22 protein-coding genes and 1 riboswitch are annotated in these 22,735 nt (G+C 61.6%); of the genes, 13 read left to right on the top strand and 9 right to left on the bottom strand.

Annotated elements, in window-relative coordinates; genetic code table 11:
- The first annotated feature begins 149 nt into the window (after positions 1-149).
- Entirely contained in the window at positions 150-1,523 is a 1,374-nt protein-coding gene (locus ACVTFQ_RS07800) for a class II 3-deoxy-7-phosphoheptulonate synthase (RefSeq protein ID WP_018902356.1), read from the top strand.
- A gap of 57 nt (positions 1,524-1,580) precedes the next feature.
- On the opposite strand, the gene ACVTFQ_RS07795 is transcribed toward ACVTFQ_RS07800, so the two are convergent.
- From ACVTFQ_RS07795 to ACVTFQ_RS07780, 4 genes are all read right to left on the bottom strand, one after another.
- Positions 1,581-3,308, bottom strand: coding sequence for a pilus assembly protein TadG-related protein (locus ACVTFQ_RS07795; RefSeq protein WP_111565052.1), 1,728 nt, complete (start codon positions 3,306-3,308; stop codon positions 1,581-1,583).
- Between the two features lie 8 nt (positions 3,309-3,316).
- Positions 3,317-3,739 (bottom strand): TadE/TadG family type IV pilus assembly protein, encoded by a 423-nt coding sequence (locus tag ACVTFQ_RS07790; RefSeq protein WP_018902358.1) that lies wholly within the window; start codon positions 3,737-3,739, stop codon positions 3,317-3,319.
- A 173-nt stretch (positions 3,740-3,912) separates the two neighbouring features.
- Positions 3,913-4,437: a DUF1003 domain-containing protein gene (locus ACVTFQ_RS07785; protein WP_111565053.1), complete on the bottom strand. Its 525-nt coding sequence runs from the start codon at positions 4,435-4,437 to the stop codon at positions 3,913-3,915.
- An 87-nt stretch (positions 4,438-4,524) separates the two neighbouring features.
- Positions 4,525-6,420, bottom strand: coding sequence for an LTA synthase family protein (locus ACVTFQ_RS07780; protein ID WP_313760445.1), 1,896 nt, complete (start codon positions 6,418-6,420; stop codon positions 4,525-4,527).
- Positions 6,421-6,694: 274 nt separating this feature from the next.
- Here ACVTFQ_RS07780 and ACVTFQ_RS07775 point away from each other — a divergent pair, with 274 nt between their 5' ends.
- Both ACVTFQ_RS07775 and bluB read left to right on the top strand, forming a co-directional pair.
- On the top strand, positions 6,695-7,528 hold the full coding sequence (locus ACVTFQ_RS07775) for a TolB family protein (RefSeq protein ID WP_111565055.1): 834 nt from the start codon (positions 6,695-6,697) through the stop codon (positions 7,526-7,528).
- A 25-nt stretch (positions 7,529-7,553) separates the two neighbouring features.
- Positions 7,554-7,738: riboswitch (cobalamin riboswitch) on the top strand.
- A 40-nt stretch (positions 7,739-7,778) separates the two neighbouring features.
- The gene (gene bluB / locus ACVTFQ_RS07770) at positions 7,779-8,465 is read left to right on the top strand and encodes a 5,6-dimethylbenzimidazole synthase (RefSeq protein WP_470423744.1); all 687 of its coding nucleotides are present in this window, start codon (positions 7,779-7,781) and stop codon (positions 8,463-8,465) included.
- 13 nt (positions 8,466-8,478) lie between these two features.
- Here bluB and ACVTFQ_RS07765 read toward each other — a convergent pair whose 3' ends face one another.
- Both ACVTFQ_RS07765 and ACVTFQ_RS07760 read right to left on the bottom strand, forming a co-directional pair.
- The gene (locus tag ACVTFQ_RS07765) at positions 8,479-9,597 is read right to left on the bottom strand and encodes a DUF2865 domain-containing protein (RefSeq protein ID WP_111565057.1); all 1,119 of its coding nucleotides are present in this window, start codon (positions 9,595-9,597) and stop codon (positions 8,479-8,481) included.
- 142 nt (positions 9,598-9,739) lie between these two features.
- A complete protein-coding gene (locus ACVTFQ_RS07760; RefSeq protein ID WP_047511987.1) occupies positions 9,740-12,052 on the bottom strand; it encodes an NADP-dependent malic enzyme in 2,313 nt (770 codons plus the stop codon).
- 266 nt (positions 12,053-12,318) lie between these two features.
- On the opposite strand from ACVTFQ_RS07760, the gene ACVTFQ_RS07755 reads away from it, so the two are divergent.
- Both ACVTFQ_RS07755 and ACVTFQ_RS07750 read left to right on the top strand, forming a co-directional pair.
- Positions 12,319-13,131: a UDP-2,3-diacylglucosamine diphosphatase gene (locus tag ACVTFQ_RS07755; RefSeq protein WP_026283711.1), complete on the top strand. Its 813-nt coding sequence runs from the start codon at positions 12,319-12,321 to the stop codon at positions 13,129-13,131.
- A gap of 170 nt (positions 13,132-13,301) precedes the next feature.
- Complete coding sequence (locus ACVTFQ_RS07750) at positions 13,302-14,522, top strand: MFS transporter (RefSeq protein ID WP_111565058.1); 1,221 nt, start codon at positions 13,302-13,304, stop codon at positions 14,520-14,522.
- On the opposite strand, the gene dgcA is transcribed toward ACVTFQ_RS07750, so the two are convergent.
- Positions 14,474-15,457, bottom strand: a complete 984-nt coding sequence (gene dgcA, locus ACVTFQ_RS07745) for an N-acetyl-D-Glu racemase DgcA (protein WP_111565059.1) — start codon at positions 15,455-15,457, stop codon at positions 14,474-14,476. The two genes, ACVTFQ_RS07750 and dgcA, sit on opposite strands and share 49 nt — an antisense overlap.
- A 98-nt stretch (positions 15,458-15,555) precedes the next feature.
- On the opposite strand from dgcA, the gene ACVTFQ_RS07740 reads away from it, so the two are divergent.
- From ACVTFQ_RS07740 to ACVTFQ_RS07720, 5 genes are read left to right on the top strand one after another with little or no spacing between them, the layout of a single operon-like run.
- Positions 15,556-16,725, top strand: a complete 1,170-nt coding sequence (locus ACVTFQ_RS07740) for an MlaE family lipid ABC transporter permease subunit (RefSeq protein WP_181459356.1) — start codon at positions 15,556-15,558, stop codon at positions 16,723-16,725.
- Positions 16,726-16,734: 9 nt separating this feature from the next.
- Complete coding sequence (locus ACVTFQ_RS07735) at positions 16,735-17,583, top strand: ABC transporter ATP-binding protein (protein WP_018902369.1); 849 nt, start codon at positions 16,735-16,737, stop codon at positions 17,581-17,583.
- Between the two features lie 9 nt (positions 17,584-17,592).
- Positions 17,593-18,963: an MlaD family protein gene (locus tag ACVTFQ_RS07730; protein WP_111565061.1), complete on the top strand. Its 1,371-nt coding sequence runs from the start codon at positions 17,593-17,595 to the stop codon at positions 18,961-18,963.
- A gap of 16 nt (positions 18,964-18,979) precedes the next feature.
- Entirely contained in the window at positions 18,980-19,588 is a 609-nt protein-coding gene (locus ACVTFQ_RS07725) for an ABC-type transport auxiliary lipoprotein family protein (RefSeq protein ID WP_018902371.1), read from the top strand.
- A 28-nt stretch (positions 19,589-19,616) separates the two neighbouring features.
- The gene (locus ACVTFQ_RS07720) at positions 19,617-20,108 is read left to right on the top strand and encodes a GNAT family N-acetyltransferase (RefSeq protein WP_111565062.1); all 492 of its coding nucleotides are present in this window, start codon (positions 19,617-19,619) and stop codon (positions 20,106-20,108) included.
- A gap of 260 nt (positions 20,109-20,368) precedes the next feature.
- Here ACVTFQ_RS07720 and ACVTFQ_RS07715 read toward each other — a convergent pair whose 3' ends face one another.
- Both ACVTFQ_RS07715 and ACVTFQ_RS07710 read right to left on the bottom strand, forming a co-directional pair.
- Positions 20,369-20,524 carry a hypothetical protein gene (locus ACVTFQ_RS07715; RefSeq protein WP_165936940.1) on the bottom strand — a complete coding sequence of 52 codons (156 nt, stop codon included), beginning with the start codon at positions 20,522-20,524 and terminating at the stop codon, positions 20,369-20,371.
- 159 nt (positions 20,525-20,683) lie between these two features.
- Positions 20,684-20,860 carry a hypothetical protein gene (locus ACVTFQ_RS07710; protein ID WP_181459357.1) on the bottom strand — a complete coding sequence of 59 codons (177 nt, stop codon included), beginning with the start codon at positions 20,858-20,860 and terminating at the stop codon, positions 20,684-20,686.
- A gap of 226 nt (positions 20,861-21,086) precedes the next feature.
- On the opposite strand from ACVTFQ_RS07710, the gene coaD reads away from it, so the two are divergent.
- Genes coaD through ACVTFQ_RS07695 form a run of 3 tightly spaced genes read left to right on the top strand, consistent with a single transcriptional unit; the run spans position 21,087 to position 22,706 of the window.
- Positions 21,087-21,581, top strand: coding sequence for a pantetheine-phosphate adenylyltransferase (gene coaD / locus ACVTFQ_RS07705; RefSeq protein WP_018902376.1), 495 nt, complete (start codon positions 21,087-21,089; stop codon positions 21,579-21,581).
- Positions 21,582-21,606: 25 nt separating this feature from the next.
- Positions 21,607-22,170 (top strand): peptidylprolyl isomerase, encoded by a 564-nt coding sequence (locus tag ACVTFQ_RS07700; RefSeq protein WP_112437416.1) that lies wholly within the window; start codon positions 21,607-21,609, stop codon positions 22,168-22,170.
- 26 nt (positions 22,171-22,196) lie between these two features.
- The gene (locus ACVTFQ_RS07695) at positions 22,197-22,706 is read left to right on the top strand and encodes a peptidylprolyl isomerase (protein ID WP_018902378.1); all 510 of its coding nucleotides are present in this window, start codon (positions 22,197-22,199) and stop codon (positions 22,704-22,706) included.
- Positions 22,707-22,735: the final 29 nt, after the last annotated feature.

Below are 22,735 nucleotides of genomic sequence, written 5' to 3'. Positions count from 1 at the left end.
CCTTTATAGGGCGTCATCGCGTGGCGCGATGATGCGGACAAAAGCGCGCCGAACCCCGCTATGCAAGATGAAGCTAAACGGCTATAAGCCGCCAGTATTTTAAAGACGGGATATCCGGCCGGTACCGGATACTGAGACAGGTGAACGAGATGGCACAGAATTGGACTCCGAACAGTTGGCGGCAAAAACCGATCCAGCAGGTTCCGGATTATCCGGATCAGGCAGCAGTTGCGGCGACGGAAGCCCAGCTGGCGTCGTATCCTCCGCTCGTTTTCGCAGGCGAGGCGCGTCGTCTGAAAAAGCATCTTGCCAATGTGGCCGAAGGTAACGGCTTCCTCTTGCAGGGTGGCGATTGCGCCGAGAGCTTCGCGGAACACGGCGCGGACAATATCCGCGACTTCTTCCGCGCCTTCCTGCAGATGGCTGTCGTGCTGACCTATGGCGCGCAGCTTCCTGTCGTCAAGGTTGGCCGTATCGCCGGTCAGTTCGCCAAGCCGCGCTCCTCGGGCATCGAAACGCTCGATGGCGTGTCGCTGCCGAGCTACCGCGGCGATATCATCAACGGCATCGAGTTCACCGAGGAAGCGCGTATTCCGAACCCGGAACGCCAGGCCATGGCGTACCGCCAGTCGGCCGCGACGCTGAACCTGCTGCGCGCCTTTGCGATGGGTGGCTATGCCAACCTCGAGAACGTGCATCAGTGGATGCTCGGCTTCATCAAGGACAGCCCGCAGGGCGAGCGCTATCGCAAGCTGGCGGATCGCATCAGCGAGACGATGGACTTCATGAAGGCGATCGGCATTACCGCCGAGAACCAGCCGAGCCTGCGCGAGACGGATTTCTTCACCAGCCACGAAGCGCTGCTGCTCGGCTATGAAGAAGCGCTGACGCGCGTCGATTCGACCTCGGGCGACTGGTACGCCACGTCTGGCCACATGATCTGGATCGGCGACCGTACGCGCCAGCTCGATCACGCGCATGTGGAATACTGCCGTGGGATCAAGAACCCGATCGGTCTGAAGTGCGGCCCGACGCTGCAGGCGGACGATCTGTTGAACCTGATCGACGTTCTGAACCCGCAGAACGAAGCCGGCCGTCTGACGCTGATCTGCCGCTTCGGCCACGACAAGGTCGCCGAGCATCTGCCGCGCCTCATCCGCGCCGTCGAGAAGGAAGGCCGCAAGGTCGTCTGGTCTTGCGATCCGATGCACGGCAACACGATCACGCTCAACCACTACAAGACCCGCCCGTTCGAGCGGATCCTGTCGGAAGTCGAAAGCTTCTTCCAGATCCATCGCGCGGAAGGCTCGCATCCTGGCGGCATCCACATCGAGATGACCGGCAAGGACGTGACCGAATGCACGGGTGGCGCGCGCGCCGTGACGGCGGAAGACCTGCACGACCGCTACCACACGCATTGCGACCCGCGTCTCAACGCCGATCAGGCGCTCGAGCTTGCCTTCCTGCTCTCCGAGCGGATGAAGAGCGGCCGCGACGAGAAGCGGATGGCCGTCAACGGCTAATCGCTGATCGCCTGCTTAGACTGAATTGAATGAGCCCGGCCATCGCGCCGGGCTTTTTCATTGCACCAGCACGGATTGCTGGCAGCGCGCATCGGTGAAACGCACATCGGCCTCGCCGATCTTGATCCCCAGCATCAGCAGGGTGTTGTAGAGCACGTCGTCGAGAGGAGCCGTGACGCTGGACAGCGTGTCGGCGATCGCCTGCATCACCGCCTTGTTGGTTCCGAGCGTCAGGATCAGCAGCTGGATCTGGATATCGGTGCCGGCGATCAGCGACTGCACGGCGGAGGTCAGCGTGTCTCTTGTCGAGACATTCTTGATCGCCTTGTTGGTGATGTCGTTGGGCTGGAACGTCAGGCGCGTCTTGCTGGTGTTGGTGAGGTTGATATCGGCGAGCGCGTTCACCTTGAGGAGCAGGGCGTCGATGATGGTGGCCGATGTGACGCGCGGCTTGGTGCCGAAATTGGCCATGGCTGTCGGATCGACATCGCCAAGCGCGATCTCGGCGACCCCCGGCACGACATCGACGCCGATGCTGGCGCTTTTCGGGCCGCCGCCGAGGCAGGCGAAGCTTGCGAGCTTGGCTTCCGCATAGGCGGCCTCGACATAGAGCGGTACGCGCAGCTTGATGCCGGCAATGGTGCTGAGCCCCGTCACGCCGGCTTCAATGGCGATGCGGATCTGCGCGGTGCGCACCGCCGATCCGGTGGTGCCGATCGCGTTGGAGGCGATGCCCTTGGGGCGCTCGCCGATGGCGATCTTCAGCGTGACGCTGGTCAGCCCCGGAACCGTGCCGGCGAGATTGACGCCGACCTGCTTGCCCTGGTTGGCGGCGAAGGCGCTGGCGGAGATGATGTCGAGCGCGCTGGCCTCAAGCAGCAGGTGCGATCCGGAGCCGATCATCCGCTCGCCGACGGAACCGAGGCTCATGAGGTTCTGCAGCTTGACCTTGATCTGCGTGGTGCCGAGCCCCTTGGAGAGCGAGGTGACCGCCTTGCTGACGGTTGGCGTCAGGCCTTGCGTTGCCGCCAGCGTGTCGAGCAGGCGCGGATAGGAGATGTCGGTGGCCAGAAGGTCATCATAGGTGCCGGCGGTGACGTTCAGCTTGGTCGCGAGAAGGTCGAGATAGGACAGGAGGTCGATATTGGCGGCGGCGAGTGCGTCGTAATCGGCCACCTTCAGCGAGACGGTGGTGCCGAGCAGGCCGCCGAGAATGGCGTTGAGGATACCACCGTTGAGGCTCGCCAGACGCGAGCCGACGGAGAAGGCGGCGAGCTTGGAGGCGGACGCGGTTCCGGTCGCGCCGAGCGTCGGGGGCGGGATGATCGAGGCGGCGAAGGTCAACTGCGCCTTCTGCTGGATCGCAACCTTGACGGCATCATAGGGCTGGGTCCCGGCCACGAAGCGCTGCTCGGGCGGCACGGCGGGATCGGCCAGATAAATCCCTGGCGTGTATTGGACGACGGCATCATAGGTGTCGAGCTGGGCGGCGTTCAGCAGCTTGGTTCCTGATGATGTTGCGTAAGCCACGCCTGACTTTACCGCGACGTTGAGGCCGTTCTGCTGGAAGTTGGTGACCAGATTGCTGGCGGCGTTGTTGATGTCGGACGCCGCAACGATGGCGCCGATATCGCTCAACTGCTGCAGACGGCGCTGCTGCAGCGTCATCGCGCCGAAGTCGACGCCGAGCGCAAGCGTGGAAATGATCAATGGCGCCGAGAGCGCCGCCATGATCGCGATGTTGCCATCCCGGCGGGTGCTGAAACCCGCCAGATATCGCCTCATGCCTGCTTTCATATACCACCCATGCGGATCGTGGCGAAGCGGCGGATCTTGGTGTCCGGAAGCGGAAATGTGTAGAGATTCCAGATCGGTAGGGCGCTGGCGTCATACTCCGTCGTGACCGTGAACTGGTTGGCGTTCGTGGGGTCGGTGGCGACGGTGACCTGGAGTTTCTTGCGGTCGATCAGTGGGTCGTTGAGGGTCGAGAGCGCGATGTAATTGTTGACGAGCTGGGCGCGTTCCTGCTCGGAAAGGCCGGCCACCGCCGTGCGTGCGGCATCCGCCGTCAGCTGCTGCAGCGCATGCGCGGCGCTCAGGTAGATGCCGTAGGCGATCAGGGTGAGAAGAACGAGCAGGAAGACCGGTGCAACGATTGCGAACTCTATCGCGGCCGCACCCTGCCGGTTGGCGAGAAGACGTCGGGCATTTCTCATGCACTGCACTCCTTGCAATGGCCAACGCCGCAGCGAAGACAACCGAAGGATACATTTAACCGTATTAATTTTTGCTTACCTAATAAACCCCATGCGTGTACCCGCAAGATATCAGGGTGTACGGAAATGGCGCGCTATTACTGTGGCCGGCTAATCTTTTCGCCGGCCTGGGATCAGTTGCCGAGCTTCTGGGTCAATCTCGCGATATCCTCGCGCAGCGCGGCGATCTCGGTCATCACCTGCATGTCGATCTTCTGGTGCAGAGACAGCACTTCCAGCTCGGCCTTCAGGTTGACTTCATAGTCCTTGGCAGCCTCGAAGCGATCGCGCTCGGCCTGCCTGTTCTGCGACATCATGATAATCGGCGCCTGGATGGCGGCGACCATGGAGAGGACGAGGTTGAGGAAGATGAAGGGGTAGGGGTCGAAGGCGCGCGTCGAAAGGATGATGGTGTTGATGACGCACCAGACGGCCAGGAAGACCAGGAAGGTGGTGATGAAGGTCCAGGAGCCACCGACGCGGGCAATGCTATCCGCCATCCGCTCGCCGAAGGACGATTCGGCTTTCAGCGCGGCATTGATATCCGTCGAGATGATCTTGCGCGCATGCGCCTTTTCCAGCACCCGCTTTTCGATATCGCCGAGCTCGTTGGCGGACTTGTCGAAATGCAGGTGGACGAAACTGGAGAGATTGTTCATGGCGCGACTCCCGATCAACTTATGTTGGCGGGGAGTATTCCGTTCTGCGCCAGGAATGCAATGCGGCAACGTGCATGTCTGCCGTGCTCAGGAGCCCTCGGCGCGCAGCCAGGAATGCTGCGGGAAGAAGCGTTCGACGGTCTGCGCCTTGCCGAACATCACATCGTGCTGGAGATAGCGGTAGTCGCGGACAAGCGGATCGATGGTCTTGGCGTCGCGAACCCAGTCCGGCGAGGCGGTGTTGTCGCGGGTGATCAGCTGATAGCGGTCTACAATCGGGTACTTCTTCTGCACGCGGCCGAGGAAGCCGGTGTAGAAGGGGTGCTCGTAGCCGGCGAATTTCAGCACGTGATAGGGCAGCTGCGACGGGCTGATGGTGCCGACGTTCTGCTTGACGCCCTTGCGGTTCGACCAAATGACCAGCGGCGTCTCGTGCTCCTGCTTCATCACGCTGACGGAGGCGCGGCGGGTGGCGACCTGGTCGGGCATGTAGCCGGTGTTCGTGTAGACGCTGCCGAGCGGCGGCAGGTGGTCGCCCCAGAGCACGATGATCGTCTCGCGGTCACGCTTGGATGCCCATTCGGTCAGCATCTTGAAGCTGTCGTCGGCCTCCTTGACGCCCTGCGTATAGGTAGCGAGCGTGGCGCGGTCGGCGTCGGTCAGATTGCCGGTGATGTCGACCGTGTTGTTGGCGTAGCGGTTGGCCTCATAGGGGCCATGTCCCTGTAGAGTGACCGCGAAGAAGAAGAAGGGCCGGTCGAGCCCGTCGGCTTCCTGCATGATCTCCTTCATCAGGCTGTCGTCGGAGGCGAAGATGCCACGCTTTTCCATGGTCGGCATGGTTTCTTCGGTGCGGAACTCCTCGAAGCCGAAATCCTTGTAGACCTCGTTGCGGTTCCAGAACCAGCCGCTGAACGGATGCAGCGCACGGGCCGCATAGCCTTCGCCGCGGAAAAAGGTGGCGAGCGACGGGATGTCGTTGCGGATATACTGCTGGTAGGGAATGCTGCCATAGGGCAGGAAGGCATTCGAGAAGCCGGTCAGCGCCTCGAACTCGACATTGGCGGTCATGCCGCCGAACTCGGGCGAGAAGACATGGCCGGACTGCGCCGCGCGGATCGTCGGCATCGGGTCTTCGGAGAATTTCAGCGTCTTGAGGCGCGTCGGATCCCAGAAGGATTCGCTCATCAGCATGATAACGTCAGGCTTGTCGCTCGGGCCGCTGAGATAGCCGTAATTGCGCGACGGGATGGCATCGAGCGCCTGCGCATTGAGGCCGGCGGGCGAGGCGACGTCGGCCATCGGGATGTTGAAGATGAAAGCGAGGATGAAGCCGTTGCTGCGGTAGTTCTCCTTCTGGTCCCACATCATCGGCACCACCTGCAGGCGGTCGCGGATATAGGAATACTGCGAGTAATCCATCAGCGAGCCGAAGGCGGCGATGACGGGAACCGTCAGGCAGAGATTACGGATGCGGTTGCGGCGCGCCATCTTCGGCAGGCGGCGCCAGGCGTAGCGCCATGCCAGCACGAGGCCAGTGACGGAGAGCAGGATGCCGACGGCAACCGCGATAGCCGTCATCGGGCGGTCGCGGACCATGACCGGAAGCAACTCGAGAATCTGGCGGCCGAACAGCATGTCCGAGGGATAGAGCGGATCGGAGAGGTAGTGCTGCTTCTGATTGGAGACGAGCGCCGGGACGAGGACGAGCGGCAGCACGACCAGTGCAGAGAGGAAACGGCGGCCCAGCACCGCATCGACGCAGAGCATAACGATGGTCAGCATCACGACCGTGGTCATGCCTGGACGGGCCGTGGAAGACAGAAATGCGCCCACATCGGTTGCACCGCCGCGCGCGATCACTTCGACCGAGAAGGTTGCAAGCAGCGCCATCACCGCCGTCAGGGCGACTGCAATTACGCCGCGCAGGATGGAGGGGCGGGTATCCGCGCCGACGCCACCATAGAGCGCCGCTTCGCGCATTGCCGCTCCGGACTTGAAAACTTGGGCGATCAATGGCGGAACTCCAGTGTCATCATAACGTCACCGAACTGTCACATCTTCGTCATGAACGCTAGATGAACCATTGTTGTTTCGCGGGCTTAACGCTTTTTTGATCACAAACTTTTCGGCAGCCGGTTGCCTCATGTAGCGTGTGTTCCGGATGGACCCTGCCATGGCGGCGCGGGGGCGATCCTTGCGTGCCTTATTTGGCTGTCGTAGGTCATGGATATGTTCGCGTCAGAGGAGAGTTTGCATGCGCAGTTCCGTCGAGATCTACAACGTCAAGACGGGTGAGGCCCGCGTGATCTGGCAGACCGAGAGGCTGGTCGAAGCCCCGAATTACGCTCCTGACGGCAGCTATCTCCTGCTCAACGATCAGGGCATGCTCTACAAGCTGGCGCTCGATGGTTCAGCGAAAGTGCAGAAGGTCGATAGCGGCTTCGCGACCGCCTGCAACAACGACCACGGGATTTCACCCGATGGCACTCGCATCGTGATCACAGACAAGATCGAGTTCGGCAAAGCGGCGATCTACACGCTGCCGATCGAGGGCGGGGCGCCGCAGCTGGTGACCACCAATCATCCGTCCTACTGGCATGGCTGGTCGCCTGACGGGAAGGAGCTCGCCTATTGCGGTATTCGCGGCGACGTGTTCGACATCTACACGATCGACGTGACCGGCGGCGAAGAGCGGCGGTTGACGCATGGCGAGGGCCGCAATGACGGGCCGGATTATTCGGCCGACGGGCGCTGGATCTATTTCAACTCCAGCCGCACCGGATTGATGCAGATCTGGCGCATCCATCCCGACGGGACGGGCGTGGAACAGGTGACGCACGACAATTACGGCAACTGGTTCGCGCATCCCTCTCCGAAGAACGACAAAGTCGTGCTGATTTCCTACGATCCCGATGTGTTCGACCATCCGCGCGACAAGCATGTGCGGATGCGGATCATGGATATGGACGGCGGCAACCTGACGACGCTGTTCGAGCTGTTCGGTGGGCAGGGGTCGATCAATGTTCCGAACTGGTCACCGGATGGTGACGAATTCGCCTATGTCCGATATTTCCCGGTCGAAGCTTGAGCGATTGCATCGTGCGCGGTTTGTCGGCATAGGTGGCGCGTCGGGTGCCCGCAGGCTTGCGGGAGAATCGGGAATTCGGTGCAAGACCGGAACGTGCCCAACGCTGTAAGGCCGACGTCTGCCGCTTGATGCCACTGGCGCTCTTTGCCGGGAAGGCGTGGCAGACGGATGACGCCAAGTCAGAAGACCGGCCCGACAATCATAGACTGACCGCCTGGACAGCGGCCGGTTGTGTTGTTGGGGATTGACGATGCGACCAGACCAATCTGGCTCTCTTGCGAGAGCCGGCGCCTTTTCGGCGAGCGAGCGCGACGCCGTTTACAGAGCCATCGAGACCAGACGCGACGTGCGATCGGAGTTCCTACCGGATGCCGTGCCCGATGACGTGATCGGACGCCTGCTGGCTGCCGCGCATCACGCGCCGTCCGTCGGCTTCATGCAGCCTTGGAATTTCATCGTGGTGCGCGATCGGGCCGTCCGATCGACCGTGTGGAAGGCCTTCGCCAAGGCGAATGCCGAGGCGGCGGAGATGTTTTCCGGCGAGCGGCAGCAGGCATATCGCGCCTTGAAACTCGAGGGCATTCGCACGGCACCCGTCGGGATCTGCGTGACCTGCGATCCGGATCGCTGCGGCGACGTGGTGCTGGGGCGGACGCACAATATGCGGATGGATTCCTACTCCACCGTCTGCGCGGTGCAGAACTTGTGGCTCGCGGCGCGCGCCGAGGGCATCGGCGTCGGCTGGGTCAGCATCTTCCACGAGGCGGATCTGAAGCGGGCGCTCGGCGTGCCCGAGCGGATCGAGATCGTCGCCTGGCTCTGTGTCGGTTATGTCGACCGGCTCTACGAGGAGCCGGAGCTCGCGGTGAAGGGCTGGCGGCAGCGGCTGCCGCTGGAGGAGCTGGTGTTTACCGATCGCTGGGGCGAGGGCGTGTAACCCACGACGCCAGCTATTGCTTCTGCGCCGGCGGTTGCTGGGGCTGGGCTCCCGGCATGGCTGGGTGTTTCAGGTCGATCGACCCTTGATCGCCGGCGAGGAACTGCGGCCCCACCTGGCGCACCTTGCCGGCACTGGGATCATAGGGGCGATCGGGGATCTGCGACTGGGGCGCTGGCGGCTGTGGCGTAGGTTGGGTTTCGGGCTTGGCGGCGGCGGTGTTCGGGGTTTCGATCGTGGTGATCGAGCTTTGCGGCGACGGCGCGCTCACAGACTGGTTGCGGCGCATCTGTTCGTAATAGGCGGGCAGATTGCAGCTGCAGGACGACTTTTCGCCGGGCTTGCGGTTCTTGTAGGCGAATGCATTCGGCATGGCGCTGTAGGGCGCGCCCGTGGAGGCCGAGATCATGTTCTCCGTCTCGCCGCTGGAGACGTCGTGATAGTAGAGCTCGGTTTCGATGCCCGGGCACATCTGCTGGCAGGTGTTGGCGTCGCGGGCGAAATCGAAAGAGGTTGCGTTCGAGCGGATGGGGAAGAAGCCGCCGTCGCAGCTGCGCACGCAGATCGTGTTCAGATGCGTGAGCGGCTGGCCGCCAGGCGAGAACTCGTAGGAGCGCTGACGCTCGCCGCCGAGCGGAATGAAGGTGTCACTGCGCATCGCCTGATCATCGATGCTGGGCGGGTTCGCATATTGCGGCTCTTCATGTTGCTGCACGGGCGCGTTGCAGTTGTTTTCGTCGAGTGCGGCGAAGAGTTCGTTGCGCAGGCGAGCGTCCGGGCTTTGCGCGCGCAACTCGTCACGGCGCATCTGCAGGTCGGCGATGTTGTCGAGCATCTTCGCTTCGGCCTGTTCGAGCTCGCCGCAATAGCCGGCATTGTCGCCGCCGATGACGACCATACTGCCGCTGCTGCAACCGCTGCGGCGTTGGTCGCTGCGCAGTTTGCGAAGCTCGAGGTTCTGTTCGGTAATGGCGCTCGCGAAGCGGCGTATTTCCGGCGACGTGCCGCCGCCGATCGTCTCTGGGATGGTTGCTAGGCGGGCGCGCAGCTGACCGCAGATCGGCGCCAGCTGCGCATAGGCAGGGGCGGAAAGGGCAATCAGGAGTGCTGCGGCCAGCGTGAGGCGTTTCAAGGCATCGTCCCGTCAGTGAGCAAATACCAAATGGCGAAGGGCGGACCATGGCCCGCCCTTCGATATACATGGCTTGTCTTAACAAGCTGCCGCTCAGAGCCTAACGCATTTTCAGCGTCCAAGGCAAATCACGCAGCCCAGATCATGCAGGCTGGGATGCCTCGACGACCGCAAGGGCCGCCATGTTGACGACGCCGCGCGAGGTGACCGACGGCGCCAGGATGTGGGCGGGCATCGCCGCGCCGAGCAGGATCGGGCCGACATGCAGGCCATCGGTCATCGACTTGACGACGCCGAGCGTGATGTTGGCCGCATCGAGGTTCGGGAAGACCAGAAGGTTGGCTTCGTCGTGCAGCGTCGTGTTCGGCATGACGCGCTTGCGCAGCGTTTCAGAGATCGCGCTCTCGCCGTGCATTTCGCCATCGACCTCGAGGTCGGGCGCGGTGTCGCGCACGAGCTGCAGGGCGTTGCGCATCTTGGTGGCGCTTTCGGATTCACGCGAGCCGAAGTTCGAATGCGAGACGAGGGCGGCGCGCGGCGTGATGCCGAAGCGCTTGATTTCTTCGGCGGCGAGAACGGCCGATTCCGCCACTTCCTCGGCTGTCGGATTGAACGTCACGTAGGTGTCGGTGAAGAAGGTGGCGCCACGCTGCGAGATCAGCAGGCTGAGCGCCGAGAAATCGCGAACGTTCGGGCGCTTGCCCACGATCTGGCGGACATCGCGCAGGTGCTTTTCATAGCGGCCTTCGAGACCGCAGATGAGCGCATCGGCCTCGCCACGCTTCAGCGCCAGAGCGCCGATAACCGTGGTGTTGGTACGAACGATGGTACGCGCCGCTTCCGGGATGACGCCGCGGCGGCCGACCAGCGACAGATAGAGCTCGACATATTCGCGGAAGCGCGGATCGTCTTCCGGATTGATGACGTCGAAATCGGACAGCGGACGGATGCGCAGGCCGTAGCGCTTCAGGCGGGTTTCGATGACCTGCGGACGACCGATCAGGATCGGCTTGGCGATACCTTCTTCGAGCAGAACCTGGGCGGCGCGCAGCACGCGCTCGTCTTCGCCTTCGGAGAAGATGACGCGCTTCTTGTCGGCATTCTTGGCGGCCGCGAAGATCGGCTTCATGACGAAGCCGGAGCGGAAGACGAAGCGGTTCAGCTGGTCGAGATAGGCGTCGAAATCGGCGATCGGGCGCAGCGCCACGCCACTATCGGCCGCAGCCTTGGCGACAGCCGGCGCGATGCGCAGGATGAGGCGCGGATCGAACGGCGAGGGGATGAGATAGTTGGGGCCGAAGATCGGCGTTTCATCCGAATAGGCGCGGGCGGCGACATCGGACGGCTCCTCGCGGGCAAGCGCGGCGATGGCGCGCACGGCCGCCATCTTCATTTCCTCGTTGATCGTGACGGCGCCGCAATCGAGCGCGCCGCGGAAGATATACGGGAAGCAGAGGACGTTGTTGACCTGGTTCGGAAAATCCGAGCGGCCGGTGCAGATCATCGCGTCCGGGCGGGCGGCGCGGGCGAGATCCGGCATGATTTCGGGGTTCGGGTTGGCGAGCGCCATGATGAGCGGCTTTTCGGCCATCTGCGCCAGGAGTTCCGGCTTCAGGACGCCGGCGGCCGAAAGGCCGAGGAACACGTCGGCGCCGCCGATGTTTTCAGCCAGCGTGCGGGTGTCGCTCTTCTGCGCGTAGACGCTCTTCCATTCGTCCATGAGCTCGACGCGGCCTTCGTAGACAAGGCCTTCCAGGTCGTGGACCCAGATGTTTTCGCGCTTGGCGCCGAGGGTGACGAGAAGGTTGAGGCAGGCAAGGGCCGCGGCACCGGCGCCGGAGGCGACGATCTTGACCTCTTCGATCTTCTTGCCGGCGAGTTCCAGGCCGTTCAGGATCGCGGCGGCGACGATGATGGCGGTGCCATGCTGGTCGTCATGGAAGACCGGGATCTTCATCTTTTCGCGCAGCTGGCGCTCGATCTCGAAACACTCCGGCGCCTTGATGTCTTCAAGGTTGATACCGCCAAAGGTCGGCTCAAGCGCGGCGACGGTGGAGACCATGTGATCGACGGTCGTTGCATCGACCTCGATGTCGAAGACGTCGATGTTGGCGAACTTCTTGAAGAGAACCGCCTTGCCTTCCATGACCGGCTTGGAAGCTAGCGGGCCGATATTGCCGAGGCCGAGAACGGCCGTACCGTTGGAGATCACGGCAACCAGGTTGGCACGCGAGGTGTAGTCGGCGGCCGTTTCCGGATTGTCGCGGATAGCTAGACAGGGCGCGGCGACGCCGGGCGAATAGGCGAGCGCGAGGTCGCGCTGGTTGCCGAGCGGCTTGATGGCCTGGATCTCGATTTTGCCGGGACGGGGATAACGGTGGAAGAACAAGGCCTGTTCATCGAGGCTGCCGCCTGCCGCTTTGTTGTCCGTCTTCGGTTTGTCGCTGTGATCCATCGTAATGCTCCAGGCTGTCGCACATGCTTTCATTGGAGCGCTTTCAATACATCAATCGAAAGACGGTAACAGCGGGAATTTCGGTTCCGGTTCCCAAAAACAACGCAAATGTGCAACAGCGCCCGCGAGATGCCGGGGATTTGCGACGGTAGGACCTGTGATCAGGGCCCGACACCCGGGCCGTGTCATCTTCCTGAAACACGAGTCTGGTTTTCAGAGGCACAGATGAAGCATGGGGCACGGGCAGTATGCTTGTGAAGGACAATATGGATACGCGCCACTTCCGTACGCTCTTTATTTCCGACGTCCATCTCGGCTCGAAAGCCGCGAAAGCCGACTTCCTGATCGACTTTCTGAAGTACCACGAAGCCGATACGATCTTCCTGGTGGGAGACATCGTCGACGGCTGGCGCCTGAAGCGCAGCTGGTACTGGCCGCAGGAATGCAACGACGTGATCCAGAAGCTGCTGCGCAAGGCGCGCAAGGGAACGCGTATCGTCTACATCCCCGGCAATCACGACGAATTCCTGCGCGACTTCCCCGGCATGCACTTCGGCGGCATCGAAGTGGCCGAGCGGATGATGCACGAGGCGGCCGACGGCAAGAAGTATCTGGTGCTGCATGGCGACGAGTTCGACGTCGTGGTGCGCAACGCCCGCCTGCTCGCCTATCTCGGCGACTGGGCCTACGACATGGCGATCATGATCAACATCGGGCTTGCCGCCATTCGCCGCAAGCTCGGCATGCCTTACTGGTCGTTCTCCGCCTGGGCAAAGCTGCAGGTCAAGCACGCCGTCAACTTCATCGGTGAGTTCCAGAAGGTGGTGGCCGACGAAGCCCGTAAGAGCGGTGCCGACGGCGTGATCTGCGGCCACATCCACCATGCCGTCATGGAAGACATGGATGGCGTGCGCTACATCAACACCGGCGATTGGGTTGAAAGCTGCACGGCAATCGCCGAGCACGAAGACGGCACGTTCGAGCTGATTGAATGGCGCACAATGGGCGGCGCTGCTGCACCGGCACCGCTGGCGCTCGAAGATCACCGCAAGCGCGAGCCTGCACAGCAGGCGGCCTGATACCACCAACTATTTCGCTGTTGCGAAATGGCATTGTGCAGTTGCTGCCGTTGCCGTTTCGCGACAGTTGTGGCTTATTTTTGAAATCGGTTTGGGGCGGCCTTATCTCGCCTTGGTTGCCATTAAGGTGACGTGTTAGGCAACTTGCAGGTTCCTTTCAGGTCACACCGATGATTCCCGCCACGAATGCCTCTTTCACAGAGGTCGCGCCCGCCCATTTCCGGCTGCTGAGCGCTTTGTCCTATTGCGCGCCGCTGCTTGTGAACGGTGTCGCGCTGCCGTTCTTTCCCGTCTGGCTGGCGATGCACAAATTCAGCGACCACGAGATCGGCATCATCCTCGCCGTGCCGATGGTGGTGCGCGTGCTGGTGGCGCCGATCGTGGCCATGTATGCCGACCGGATGAAGGAGCGGGCCGATGTGCTGGTGTTTTCCGGTGGCCTGTCGCTGCTGACCGCAATCGCGCTCTACTGGACCGACACGTTCTGGCCGGTGCTCATCGTCTACACGCTCCAGGGCGCCACGTTTTCTCCCTATGTGCCTGTGGTCGAATCGATTGTCATCTCGGGTGTGCGGCGCTGGGGTTTCGATTATGGTTCGATGCGGGTGTGGGGCTCTGTCGCCTTTATCGCCTCGACGCTCGTCGGCGGGCGACTGATCGGAAACTGGGGCGGGCAAATGGTTCTGCCTGTCATGATCTTCGGTTTCGTCATGACGATGGTGATGGCGCTCTACTGTCCGCGCATCGGGCCGACGCGCAGGCGCGGCACGCCTGTCGATCTGCAGCAGGCGACCGGCAGTTCGCTGAGGCAGCCGCATCTGTTGATGCTGCTCATCGGCGTCGCCATCCAGCAATCGAGCCACGCGCTTCTGCAGGCCTTTGCGACGATCTATTGGCGTGATCTCGGCTTTTCGGGCACGGAAATCGCGTTGTTGTGGAGTGCTGGTGTCGCGGCCGAGGTGACGGTGTTCTTCCAATCGAAGCGGCTCAGCCGACATTTCGATGCCTGGACGCTGATCCGTGTCGGCGCTGCCGTGTGCGTCTGCCGGTGGCTGTTGTTTCCGATGGAGTGGGGCTTCGTCGGCTTCTTCCTGCTGCAGTGCCTGCATGCCTTCAGCTACGCCTTCGTCCACACCGGCGTCCAGCGGCGGATCATCGCCTCGGTGCAGGCAACGCAGGAATCGTCGGCGCAGGGGGCCTATTTCTTCTATAACGGCATGTTCATGGGGCTGATGACCATCGCGTCGGGCTACATCTACGCAGCACTTGGCATGGCGAGCTACTACATCATGGCGCTGACGGCGGTGCTGGGGCTGGGCCTCATCATCGTCGCCTACTACCTTCAGCCCCAGAGTGCCGGTTCCGGCGGAAAGACGAGCGAACCGGTGTAACGCAAGCCCGGTTCGCGATCGCGGGCGAGAAGCAGCGGCCCGTCGAGATCGACGAAGGCCACGTCCTGGGCCAGAAGCACGGCCGGCGCCATGGCGAGCGAGGTTCCGACCATGCAGCCGAGCATGATCTGGAACTCCAGCCGCTCAGCTTCGCGCTTCATCGCCAGGGCTTCGGTCAGGCCGCCCGTCTTGTCGAGCTTGATGTTGATGGCGTCGTAGCGGTCGCGCAGGCTGGCGAGATCGCCGGTGTGATGGACGCTCTCATCGGCGCAGACGAGGATAGGGCGCTCGATCTCTGCCAGCAGCTCGTCCTTGCCTGCCGGCAGCGGCTGCTCGACCAGCGCCACGCCGCATTCGGCGGCGACCCGCAGATGGTGGGCGAGGCGGTCTTCCGGCCAGCCTTCGTTGGCGTCGAGAATGATCGCTGCGTCGGGTGCGGCAGCGCGCACGGCGCGAATGCGGCTCTCGTCATCGCCCGTGCCGACCTTGACCTTGAGGAGCGCGCGGGCGGCGTTGGCGCGGGCGTGCTCGGCCATGATCTCGGGTTCGCCGAGCGAGATGGTGAAGGCTGTCGTCAGAGAATGCGGGGTGGTGAGGCCGAGCATGGCCGCGACCGATGTTCCGCTTTGCTTGGCCTCAAGGTCCCAGAGGGCGCAGTCGACGGCGTTGCGGGCGGCACCTGGCGGCATGGCCTGTTGCAGATCGGCGCGGGAGAGGCCGGCCTCGATCAGTGGGCGGGCGGCTTCGATCTGCGCGCCGACGCTTTCCATGGTCTCGCCGTAGCGTCGATAGGGGACGCATTCGCCGCGGCCGGAGACGCCGTTCTCGCTCACCGTGCAGAGGATCACCTCCGCGCTCGTCTTGGTGCCGCGCGAGATGGTGAATGTGCCCGCAATCGGAAAAGAGTCCGTCTGAATTTCAAGTGACCGTGGCATAATTGCAATCCTGCAAGCATGGAAATCTGGTGCGGCATCGTTATATTGGCACAACGTTGCGGACCTGTGTTCGCGAGTCGGCAATGTCGCCGTAAGCCTTGAGAGACACAAGCATTTTGAAGTCCGAGAACCGTAACGCCGCCTCACTGCACGTGGACGACCAAGCTCATGGTTCGGATACGCTCGTGCATCTCGAAGGCAATTGGCGAAGCGCCAACATACATCTCGTTCTCAAGGATTTCGACAAGCTTTCGGCCCACAAGGGCGGGAACCTGACGCTCGATCTCTCCGGGATCACGGATATCGATACCGCCGGCGTCTGGCTGCTCTGCCGACTGAAGAAGCAGGTCGAGGATGCGGGCGGTACCGTACATATCGAGGGCAGCAACCAACATATCGACGAGCTGCTCGAATCGTTTTCCGAGGAACGTCCGAAGCCCGAGGCCGAAGAGGTTCCGCCGCGTTCGCTGCAGGAGCGGATTTTCGCTCCCATCGGCCGGATGATGTACGATCTGTGGAACAATGTTTCCGCGGCGATGTACATCCTCGGATCTGCTGTGCGCGGCGCGCAGATGAAGTTCGGGCGCGGCAGCGGCGTTTCGCCGGCGTCGATCGTAAACCAGATCGACCATATGGGCGTTCGCGCCGTGCCGATCATCCTACTAATGTCCTTCCTGATCGGCGCGATCATCGCGCAGCAAGGCGCATTCCAGCTGCGCTATTTCGGCGCCGAAGTGTTCGTCGTCGACCTCGTCGGCATCCTGCAATTGCGCGAAATCGGCGTGCTCTTGACCGCCATCATGATCGCCGGCCGTTCTGGTAGCGCGATCACGGCCGAAATCGGCTCGATGAAGATGCGCGAAGAGGTCGATGCACTGAAGGTCATGGGCCTCAACCCGATCGGCGTTCTGATCTTCCCGCGCCTGGTAGCGCTGACCGTTGCGCTGCCACTTCTGACCGTACTTGCCAACTTCGCCTCGCTGTTCGGCGCGGCCGTCGTTGCCTGGGGCTATTCGGGAATCACTTTCGCCAACTTCATTGCCCGTCTGCACGAGGCGATTACGCTGTCGACCGTGCTGTCGGGGATGATCAAGGCGCCGTTCATGGCGTTGGTTATCGGTATCGTCGCCGCCGTCGAGGGCTTAAAGGTAGGTGGCAGTGCCGAATCGCTCGGCCAGCACGTGACCTCGTCGGTGGTGAAGGCGATCTTCGTGGTCATTCTCATGGACGGGCTATTCGCCATGTTCTATGCAGCTATTAATTTTTAGGGATTTTGCGTGGACGAGCAGCAGACAACGACCAAAGACGAGGCAGGGCGGGATATCGTGCTTTCAGCGCGCGACGTCACTGTTGGCTTCGGGTCGAAGATCGTTCTCGATAATCTCAACCTCAATATCTACAAGGGCGAGATCCTGGGTTTCGTCGGCGCGTCGGGTACCGGCAAATCGGTGCTGATGCGCACGGTTCTTCGCCTGCTGCCGCGCCGCTCCGGCCAGATCAAGATCCTCGGCCAGGACTTCGACGAATTGAATGAGCCGCAGCGCAACGCGCTCGACATGCGTCTCGGCGTTCTCTTTCAGCAGGGCGCGCTGTTCTCCTCGCTGACGGTGAAGGAGAATATCCAGGTTCCGATGCGCGAGTATCTAGACCTGCCGCCGGCGCTGATGGACGAGCTGGCGCATCTGAAGATCCGGCTGGTGGGTCTGGCGGCGGATGCGGCCGACAAATATCCTTCGGAACTCTCGGGCGGAATGATCAAGCGTGCCGCACTGGCGCGCGCGCTGGCGCTCGATCCCGAACTTGTTTTTCTCGACGAGCCGACCTCGGGCCTCGATCCGATCGGGGCTGCGGAATTCGACGAGCTGATCGCCAAGCTTCGCGATACGCTCGGTCTCACCGTCTACATGGTGACCCACGACCTCGACAGCCTGTTTTCCGTCTGCGACCGCATCGCGGTGCTTGGCAAGAAGAAGGTGATGGTCGAGGGGACGATCGAAGACATGCTGGCCTATGACGACCCCTGGGTTCAGGCTTATTTCAAGGGCAAGCGCGCGCGTTCGATCGTGCCGCAGGATGGCCACGCTTCAGCCGACATCAGGCTGGCGCAAGATAGCCGCGGGAAGTGAGCGGATAAGATGGAAACCAAAGCGAACTACACAATCGTCGGCTTCTTTACGGTTCTGGTCATCGCGGCTGCCTTCGGCTTCGTTTACTGGATGGCCGAGTATGGCCGTGGCGGACCGATGGCGGAGCTGATTGTCCGCATTCCGGGCTCGGCGAACGGATTGAGCGTCGGCTCGCCGGTGCGCTTCAACGGTATTCAGGTCGGTTCGGTGCAATCGCTGTCGATCGACGCCGATGATCCGCAGTTCTCGCTGGCATTTACCGAAGTACGCGTCGATGCGCCGATCTATCCGACGACCAAGGCGATCCTCGAGATCCAGGGTCTGACGGGCGCTGCCTATGTCGAGCTTTCCGGCGGTCGCGTCGGGGAAAAGAACATCCTGCAGACGGCGGCGGAGACGGGCAAGCGTGCGGTCATCGTCGCCGACCAGTCGAGCGTCACCAACCTGCTCGCCACCGCCGACAAGATCCTCGACCGTGCCAACGACGCCGTCGGCCAGGTTCAGGGCTTCGTCAAGGATGCCCGTGGACCGCTGACGAAGACGCTGCAGAACGCCGAGACCTTCTCGGACGCGCTGGCCAAGAACTCAGGCAACATCGACAGCTTCCTGCAGAGCGTGGGCCAGCTTTCCGACACCGTGCGCAACGTGTCCGGCCGCGTCGACTCGACGCTGGCTGCCATCGAATCGCTGGTTAAGACGGTTGATGCCAAGAAGATCGACACGATCCTCTCCAACGCCGAGACCGTGAGCCGCAATGTCGCCGACGCGTCGGGCGGCCTGAAGGACGCCATTCAGAAGTTCCAGGAGACGGCCACAACCTACAACGACTTCGGCAAGAAGGCGCAGGCGACGCTTGACAAGGTCGACACGCTGGTGGCGCAGATCGACCCGGCCAAGGTTAAGGGCTCCGTCGACGACATCGCGCAGACGACCAAGGATGCGCGCGCGGCGGTCGCCTCGATCAAGGATGTCGCCAACACGGTGAATTCGCACCAGAAGGACATCGATTCGACGATCCAGAACGTCACGCAGATGGCCAACAAGCTGAATGCCGCATCGACCCGCGTCGACGGCATCCTGGCGAAACTCGATACGCTGCTTGGAGACGACAGCACGCAGTCGATGTTCACGCAGGCGCGCGAGACGCTGGATTCGTTCAAGAAGGTCGCGGACAATCTGAATAGCCGCATCGGACCGATCGCCGACAATCTGCAGAAGTTCTCGAGCGGCGGCCTGCAGAACGTTCAGGCGCTGATCAACGATGCGCGTCTGACGGTGCAGAATTTGAACGATGCGATCAGCAATTTCGACAAGGACCCGCAGCGACTGATCTTCGGCGGGGACACAGTGAAACAATATGATGGCCGGACCAGGCGTTAACAGGGGAAGTCAACATATGGCTGTGTCGGATATGCGTCGTTCGCGTCTTATGAAGACCATGCTCGCTCTGCCGCTTCTTGCCCTGGCATTGTCGGGATGCGGAACTGCGGCCAAGAACGATACCTATGATCTCTCCGCACCCGTCAGCGGCAGCGGCCCTTCGGCGAAGGGGCGCCAGATCCTGGTGCAGCAGCCGACGGCTCTGCAGGCGCTGAACAGCGAGCAGATCGTCATCAAGGTCTCGTCTTCGGAGATCCAGTATCTTGCCAAGGCGCAGTGGAGCGACAAGCTTCCGCGCATGGTTCAGGCCAAGCTCGTCGAGGCCTATGAGAACTCCGGCAAGCTCGGCGGCGTCGGCGTTCCAGGCCAGGGCTTGGCGATCGACTATCAGGTCGTGACCGACATCCGCGCCTTCGAGATCCGCACCGGCGGCGGCAGCCAGGCGGTGGTCGAGATTTCGGCCAAGATCCTCAACGATCGCAACGGATCTGTGCGGGCGCAGAAGGTGTTCTCGCAGACGGTACCTGCTGGCGGCGGCTCGAACGAGGCCTTCGTCAAGGCGCTCGACCGCGCATTCGCCGGTGTCACCAGCGAGATCGTCGACTGGACGCTGAAGTCGATCTGATCGATCGGAACGCTTTTGGGAGAGCGGCATGATCAGGATTTTGGGCGCTGAGGATGTCGAGGCGTTCAAGCGCATCCGGCTTGAGGCACTACACCTGGAACCATCCGCCTTTGCCAGCAGCTTCGACGAATGGGCGAAGCTTCCCGACGATGAATGGCAGCGGCGATTGCTCGCCGATCCCGTCTTTCTTGCTTTCGACGGCGACGAGCCTGTGGCCATCATGGGGCTGCTGCGGCAACGAGCGGGCAAGATGGCGCATCGCGCCACGATCATCATGGTCTATGTGCGTCGGGAGAAGCGCGGGACGGGGCTCGCGCGCGACCTGCTCGACCATGTCGTGGGCTACGCCAGGCAACACGGCATTCGTCAGCTCGAGCTGACTGCCAGCGCCGAGAACCCGGCTGCGATCGGCTTTTATCGGAATGCGGGGTTTATCCAGGCGGGGCTGATACCGGGTGGCGTGCTGGAAGGCGACCGTGAGGTCGACGACGTCATCATGGTCAGGCGGATCGTCGACTGAGTTTTGTTCATCTTTCTCAAGACGCGAAAAGGCCGAGCGCTGGGAGCCGCTCGGCCTTTTCGTATTTCAGCTGTCGGGCTGCTCAGAGCCGATCAAAAGACGCTATGCTTGCCATGTAGTCTCTTATCTTCCTCGGTTTCGCGCCGCAGGGCGGTCACGGTCGATGCCACAGATACGATAAACATGATGCTGATAAGGGCAGTAAGCACAGTCAAGATCGTGAACATAAGCAATCCTCCAGGATTTTGCTTTCACGTCCGTTAGTATTGGCTCACGACAGCCGCACGGGCCGAAGCATAAGGGCCGTAAACCTTGGACGCATCTACCTTCTGATCATAAAGCGCAACAGTTGCTGCAAGCATACCCGTCATCATTACCATCCATACTGCGTTAATCATGGTAATCTTGTTTGGCATATTCATCTTCCTTGTAGCGCCTATTTGCGCAACGCTTCGATTGAAAGAACGCGTCCGTTTGGAATTGGTTCCGCAGGACATTGACAAGTCGTTTACCAACGCCGATCTGAAGCCTCTTTGAATGCCTCGTTCATCTGGCGTTCATCTTCCTAAATCGGTTTATGCATCTTCTCTAATCGGTTTAAAGGAGACGCGACCCATAACGCGTACGATCTCGTGATGTTCCCTCACGTCGCTGCGTACCCATGCCGCGTCACGCACTTCCAGGATGTAGGCGTAGACAAATTCGAAGGCGAGGGAGAGTGCGACCGAGGTGATGACAAGCAGGATGAGCATCGTGGGTTTCCAGGAGTGAACCGATCCCTGTCGGCATCGGCGGCGTTGATGCATCCTGTTATAGAGATCGCGGCTGAAGCGGCCTTGAATGGGCCGTTCATCCGGCATTCAGTCGTCGGGCAGTCGCCCGGCGAGCACCGGTCGCATGTGGCTGGCGCTTGGGGCAAATGACTTGCGGCAAGGCTTTATCCGTGACAAAAGGCGTCGAAACAAATGGCCGGGGCCAATGACGACAGCTTTTTATCCGGGGTCTTTCGACCCGATCACGAACGGACATGTTGACGTGCTCGTCCAGGCGCTGAATGTTGCGTCGAAGGTGATCGTCGCGATCGGCATTCATCCGGGCAAGACGCCGCTGTTTTCGTTTGAGGAAAAGGGCGAACTGATCCGCCAGTCGCTGGCCGAGGTGTTGCCGGAGCGGGCGTCGGATATTTCGGTTGTGTCCTTCGACAATCTCGTGGTCGATGCTGCCCGTGCGCATGGCGCGACGCTTCTGATCCGCGGTTTGAGAGATGGCACCGATCTCGATTACGAAATGCAGATGGCCGGGATGAACCGGCAGATGGCGCCGGATATCCAGACCGTTTTTCTGCCCGCCGGCACGGCCTCGCGGCCCATAACCGCCACATTGGTCCGTCAAATCGCAGGCATGGGAGGCGATGTCAGTGCATTCGTGCCTGCCGCCGTCTTGAAAGCCCTTCAATCCAAGCGCAAATCCTAGGCATATTCGCCGAAACGGAGCTCACATGAAACTTTTCTATATTGCATTTGCCGGCGTGCTTTATCTCGCTTCGTTCGTTGGCGACGTTTTCGCCGCCGACACGATGACGATCCAGCTGAAGAGCGGCCCCGTCGTGATCGAGCTTGCGCCTGATGTCGCGCCGAAGCATGTCGCCCAGATCGAGGCGCTTGCCAAGAAGGGCGCCTACGACAACGTTGCCTTCCATCGCGTGATCGACGGCTTCATGGCGCAGACCGGCGACGTGCAGTACGGCAACATGGAAAAAGGCTTCGACAAGGGCCAGGTCGGCACCGGCGGTTCGGACATGCCGAACATTCCGGCCGAGTTCTCCAAGACCCCGTTCGTGCGCGGCACGGTCGGCATGGCGCGCTCGCAGGACCCGAATTCGGCCAACTCGCAGTTCTTCATCATGTTCGCTGACGGCTCCTTCCTGAACAGCCAGTACACGGTCGTCGGCAAGGTGATCTCCGGCATGGAGAACGTCGACAAGATCCAGAAGGGCGAAGGCCAGAACGGCGAAGTCAGCAATCCTGACCGCATGGTCAAGGTCACCATCGCCAAGAAGTAAGTTTCAAGACCAGTAGGAGAATAACAATGGCTGAGATCAAGGATCCGGAAAACACCATCATCCTGGAAACCACCAAGGGTAATGTCGTCATCCAGCTTCTGCCTGAAGTGGCGCCCGAGCACGTGGCCCGCATCAAGGAACTCGCACGCGAGAAGGCCTATGACGGCGTCGTGTTCCACCGCGTCATCAACGACTTCATGGCGCAGACCGGTGACGTGAAATTCGGCAAGAAGGGCGGCGAGAGCTTCAACCCGGGTCGCGCCGGCATGGGCGGCTCCGAGAAGCCTGATCTGAAGGCTGAATTCTCGGCCGTCAGCCACATCCGCGGCACCTGCTCGATGGCCCGTTCGCAGAACCCGAACTCCGCCAACTCGCAGTTCTTCATCTGCTTCACGGATGCTCCCTGGCTGAACAAGCAGTATTCCGTCTGGGGCCAGGTCATCGAAGGCATGGACAACGTCGACAAGATCAAGAAGGGCGAACCGGTCGTTGATCCGGATTCGATCGTCTCGATGCGGGTTGCCGCCGACGTCTGATTGTGATGTTTGCTGGAACCCGCCCTTGC

The sequence above is a fragment of the Rhizobium sp. O111 genome (assembly GCF_055616315.1).
Note: the sequence above shows the minus strand (reverse complement) of the source record. Positions and strands in the feature narration are given on the sequence as shown.

Excerpts from the sequence above, each read along its gene's own strand:
- ACVTFQ_RS07790 (WP_018902358.1), bottom strand. The coding sequence starts at position 3,739 with ATGAGAAATGCCCGACGTCTTCTCGCCAACCGGCAGGGTGCGGCCGCG.
- ACVTFQ_RS07775 (WP_111565055.1), top strand. The coding sequence starts at position 6,695 with ATGCGCAGTTCCGTCGAGATCTACAACGTCAAGACGGGTGAGGCCCGC.
- ACVTFQ_RS07760 (WP_047511987.1), bottom strand. The coding sequence starts at position 12,052 with ATGGATCACAGCGACAAACCGAAGACGGACAACAAAGCGGCAGGCGGC.
- ACVTFQ_RS07695 (WP_018902378.1), top strand. The coding sequence starts at position 22,197 with ATGGCTGAGATCAAGGATCCGGAAAACACCATCATCCTGGAAACCACC.
- ACVTFQ_RS07720 (WP_111565062.1), top strand. The coding sequence starts at position 19,617 with ATGATCAGGATTTTGGGCGCTGAGGATGTCGAGGCGTTCAAGCGCATC.
- ACVTFQ_RS07715 (WP_165936940.1), bottom strand. The coding sequence starts at position 20,524 with ATGCCAAACAAGATTACCATGATTAACGCAGTATGGATGGTAATGATG.
- ACVTFQ_RS07730 (WP_111565061.1), top strand. The coding sequence starts at position 17,593 with ATGGAAACCAAAGCGAACTACACAATCGTCGGCTTCTTTACGGTTCTG.
- ACVTFQ_RS07785 (WP_111565053.1), bottom strand. The coding sequence starts at position 4,437 with ATGAACAATCTCTCCAGTTTCGTCCACCTGCATTTCGACAAGTCCGCC.
- ACVTFQ_RS07780 (WP_313760445.1), bottom strand. The coding sequence starts at position 6,420 with ATGCGCGAAGCGGCGCTCTATGGTGGCGTCGGCGCGGATACCCGCCCC.
- ACVTFQ_RS07710 (WP_181459357.1), bottom strand. The coding sequence starts at position 20,860 with ATGCTCATCCTGCTTGTCATCACCTCGGTCGCACTCTCCCTCGCCTTC.
- ACVTFQ_RS07725 (WP_018902371.1), top strand. The coding sequence starts at position 18,980 with ATGGCTGTGTCGGATATGCGTCGTTCGCGTCTTATGAAGACCATGCTC.
- ACVTFQ_RS07755 (WP_026283711.1), top strand. The coding sequence starts at position 12,319 with ATGGATACGCGCCACTTCCGTACGCTCTTTATTTCCGACGTCCATCTC.
- dgcA (WP_111565059.1), bottom strand. The coding sequence starts at position 15,457 with ATGCCACGGTCACTTGAAATTCAGACGGACTCTTTTCCGATTGCGGGC.
- ACVTFQ_RS07795 (WP_111565052.1), bottom strand. The coding sequence starts at position 3,308 with ATGAGGCGATATCTGGCGGGTTTCAGCACCCGCCGGGATGGCAACATC.
- ACVTFQ_RS07800 (WP_018902356.1), top strand. The coding sequence starts at position 150 with ATGGCACAGAATTGGACTCCGAACAGTTGGCGGCAAAAACCGATCCAG.
- ACVTFQ_RS07700 (WP_112437416.1), top strand. The coding sequence starts at position 21,607 with ATGAAACTTTTCTATATTGCATTTGCCGGCGTGCTTTATCTCGCTTCG.
- coaD (WP_018902376.1), top strand. The coding sequence starts at position 21,087 with ATGACGACAGCTTTTTATCCGGGGTCTTTCGACCCGATCACGAACGGA.
- ACVTFQ_RS07750 (WP_111565058.1), top strand. The coding sequence starts at position 13,302 with ATGATTCCCGCCACGAATGCCTCTTTCACAGAGGTCGCGCCCGCCCAT.
- bluB (WP_470423744.1), top strand. The coding sequence starts at position 7,779 with ATGCGACCAGACCAATCTGGCTCTCTTGCGAGAGCCGGCGCCTTTTCG.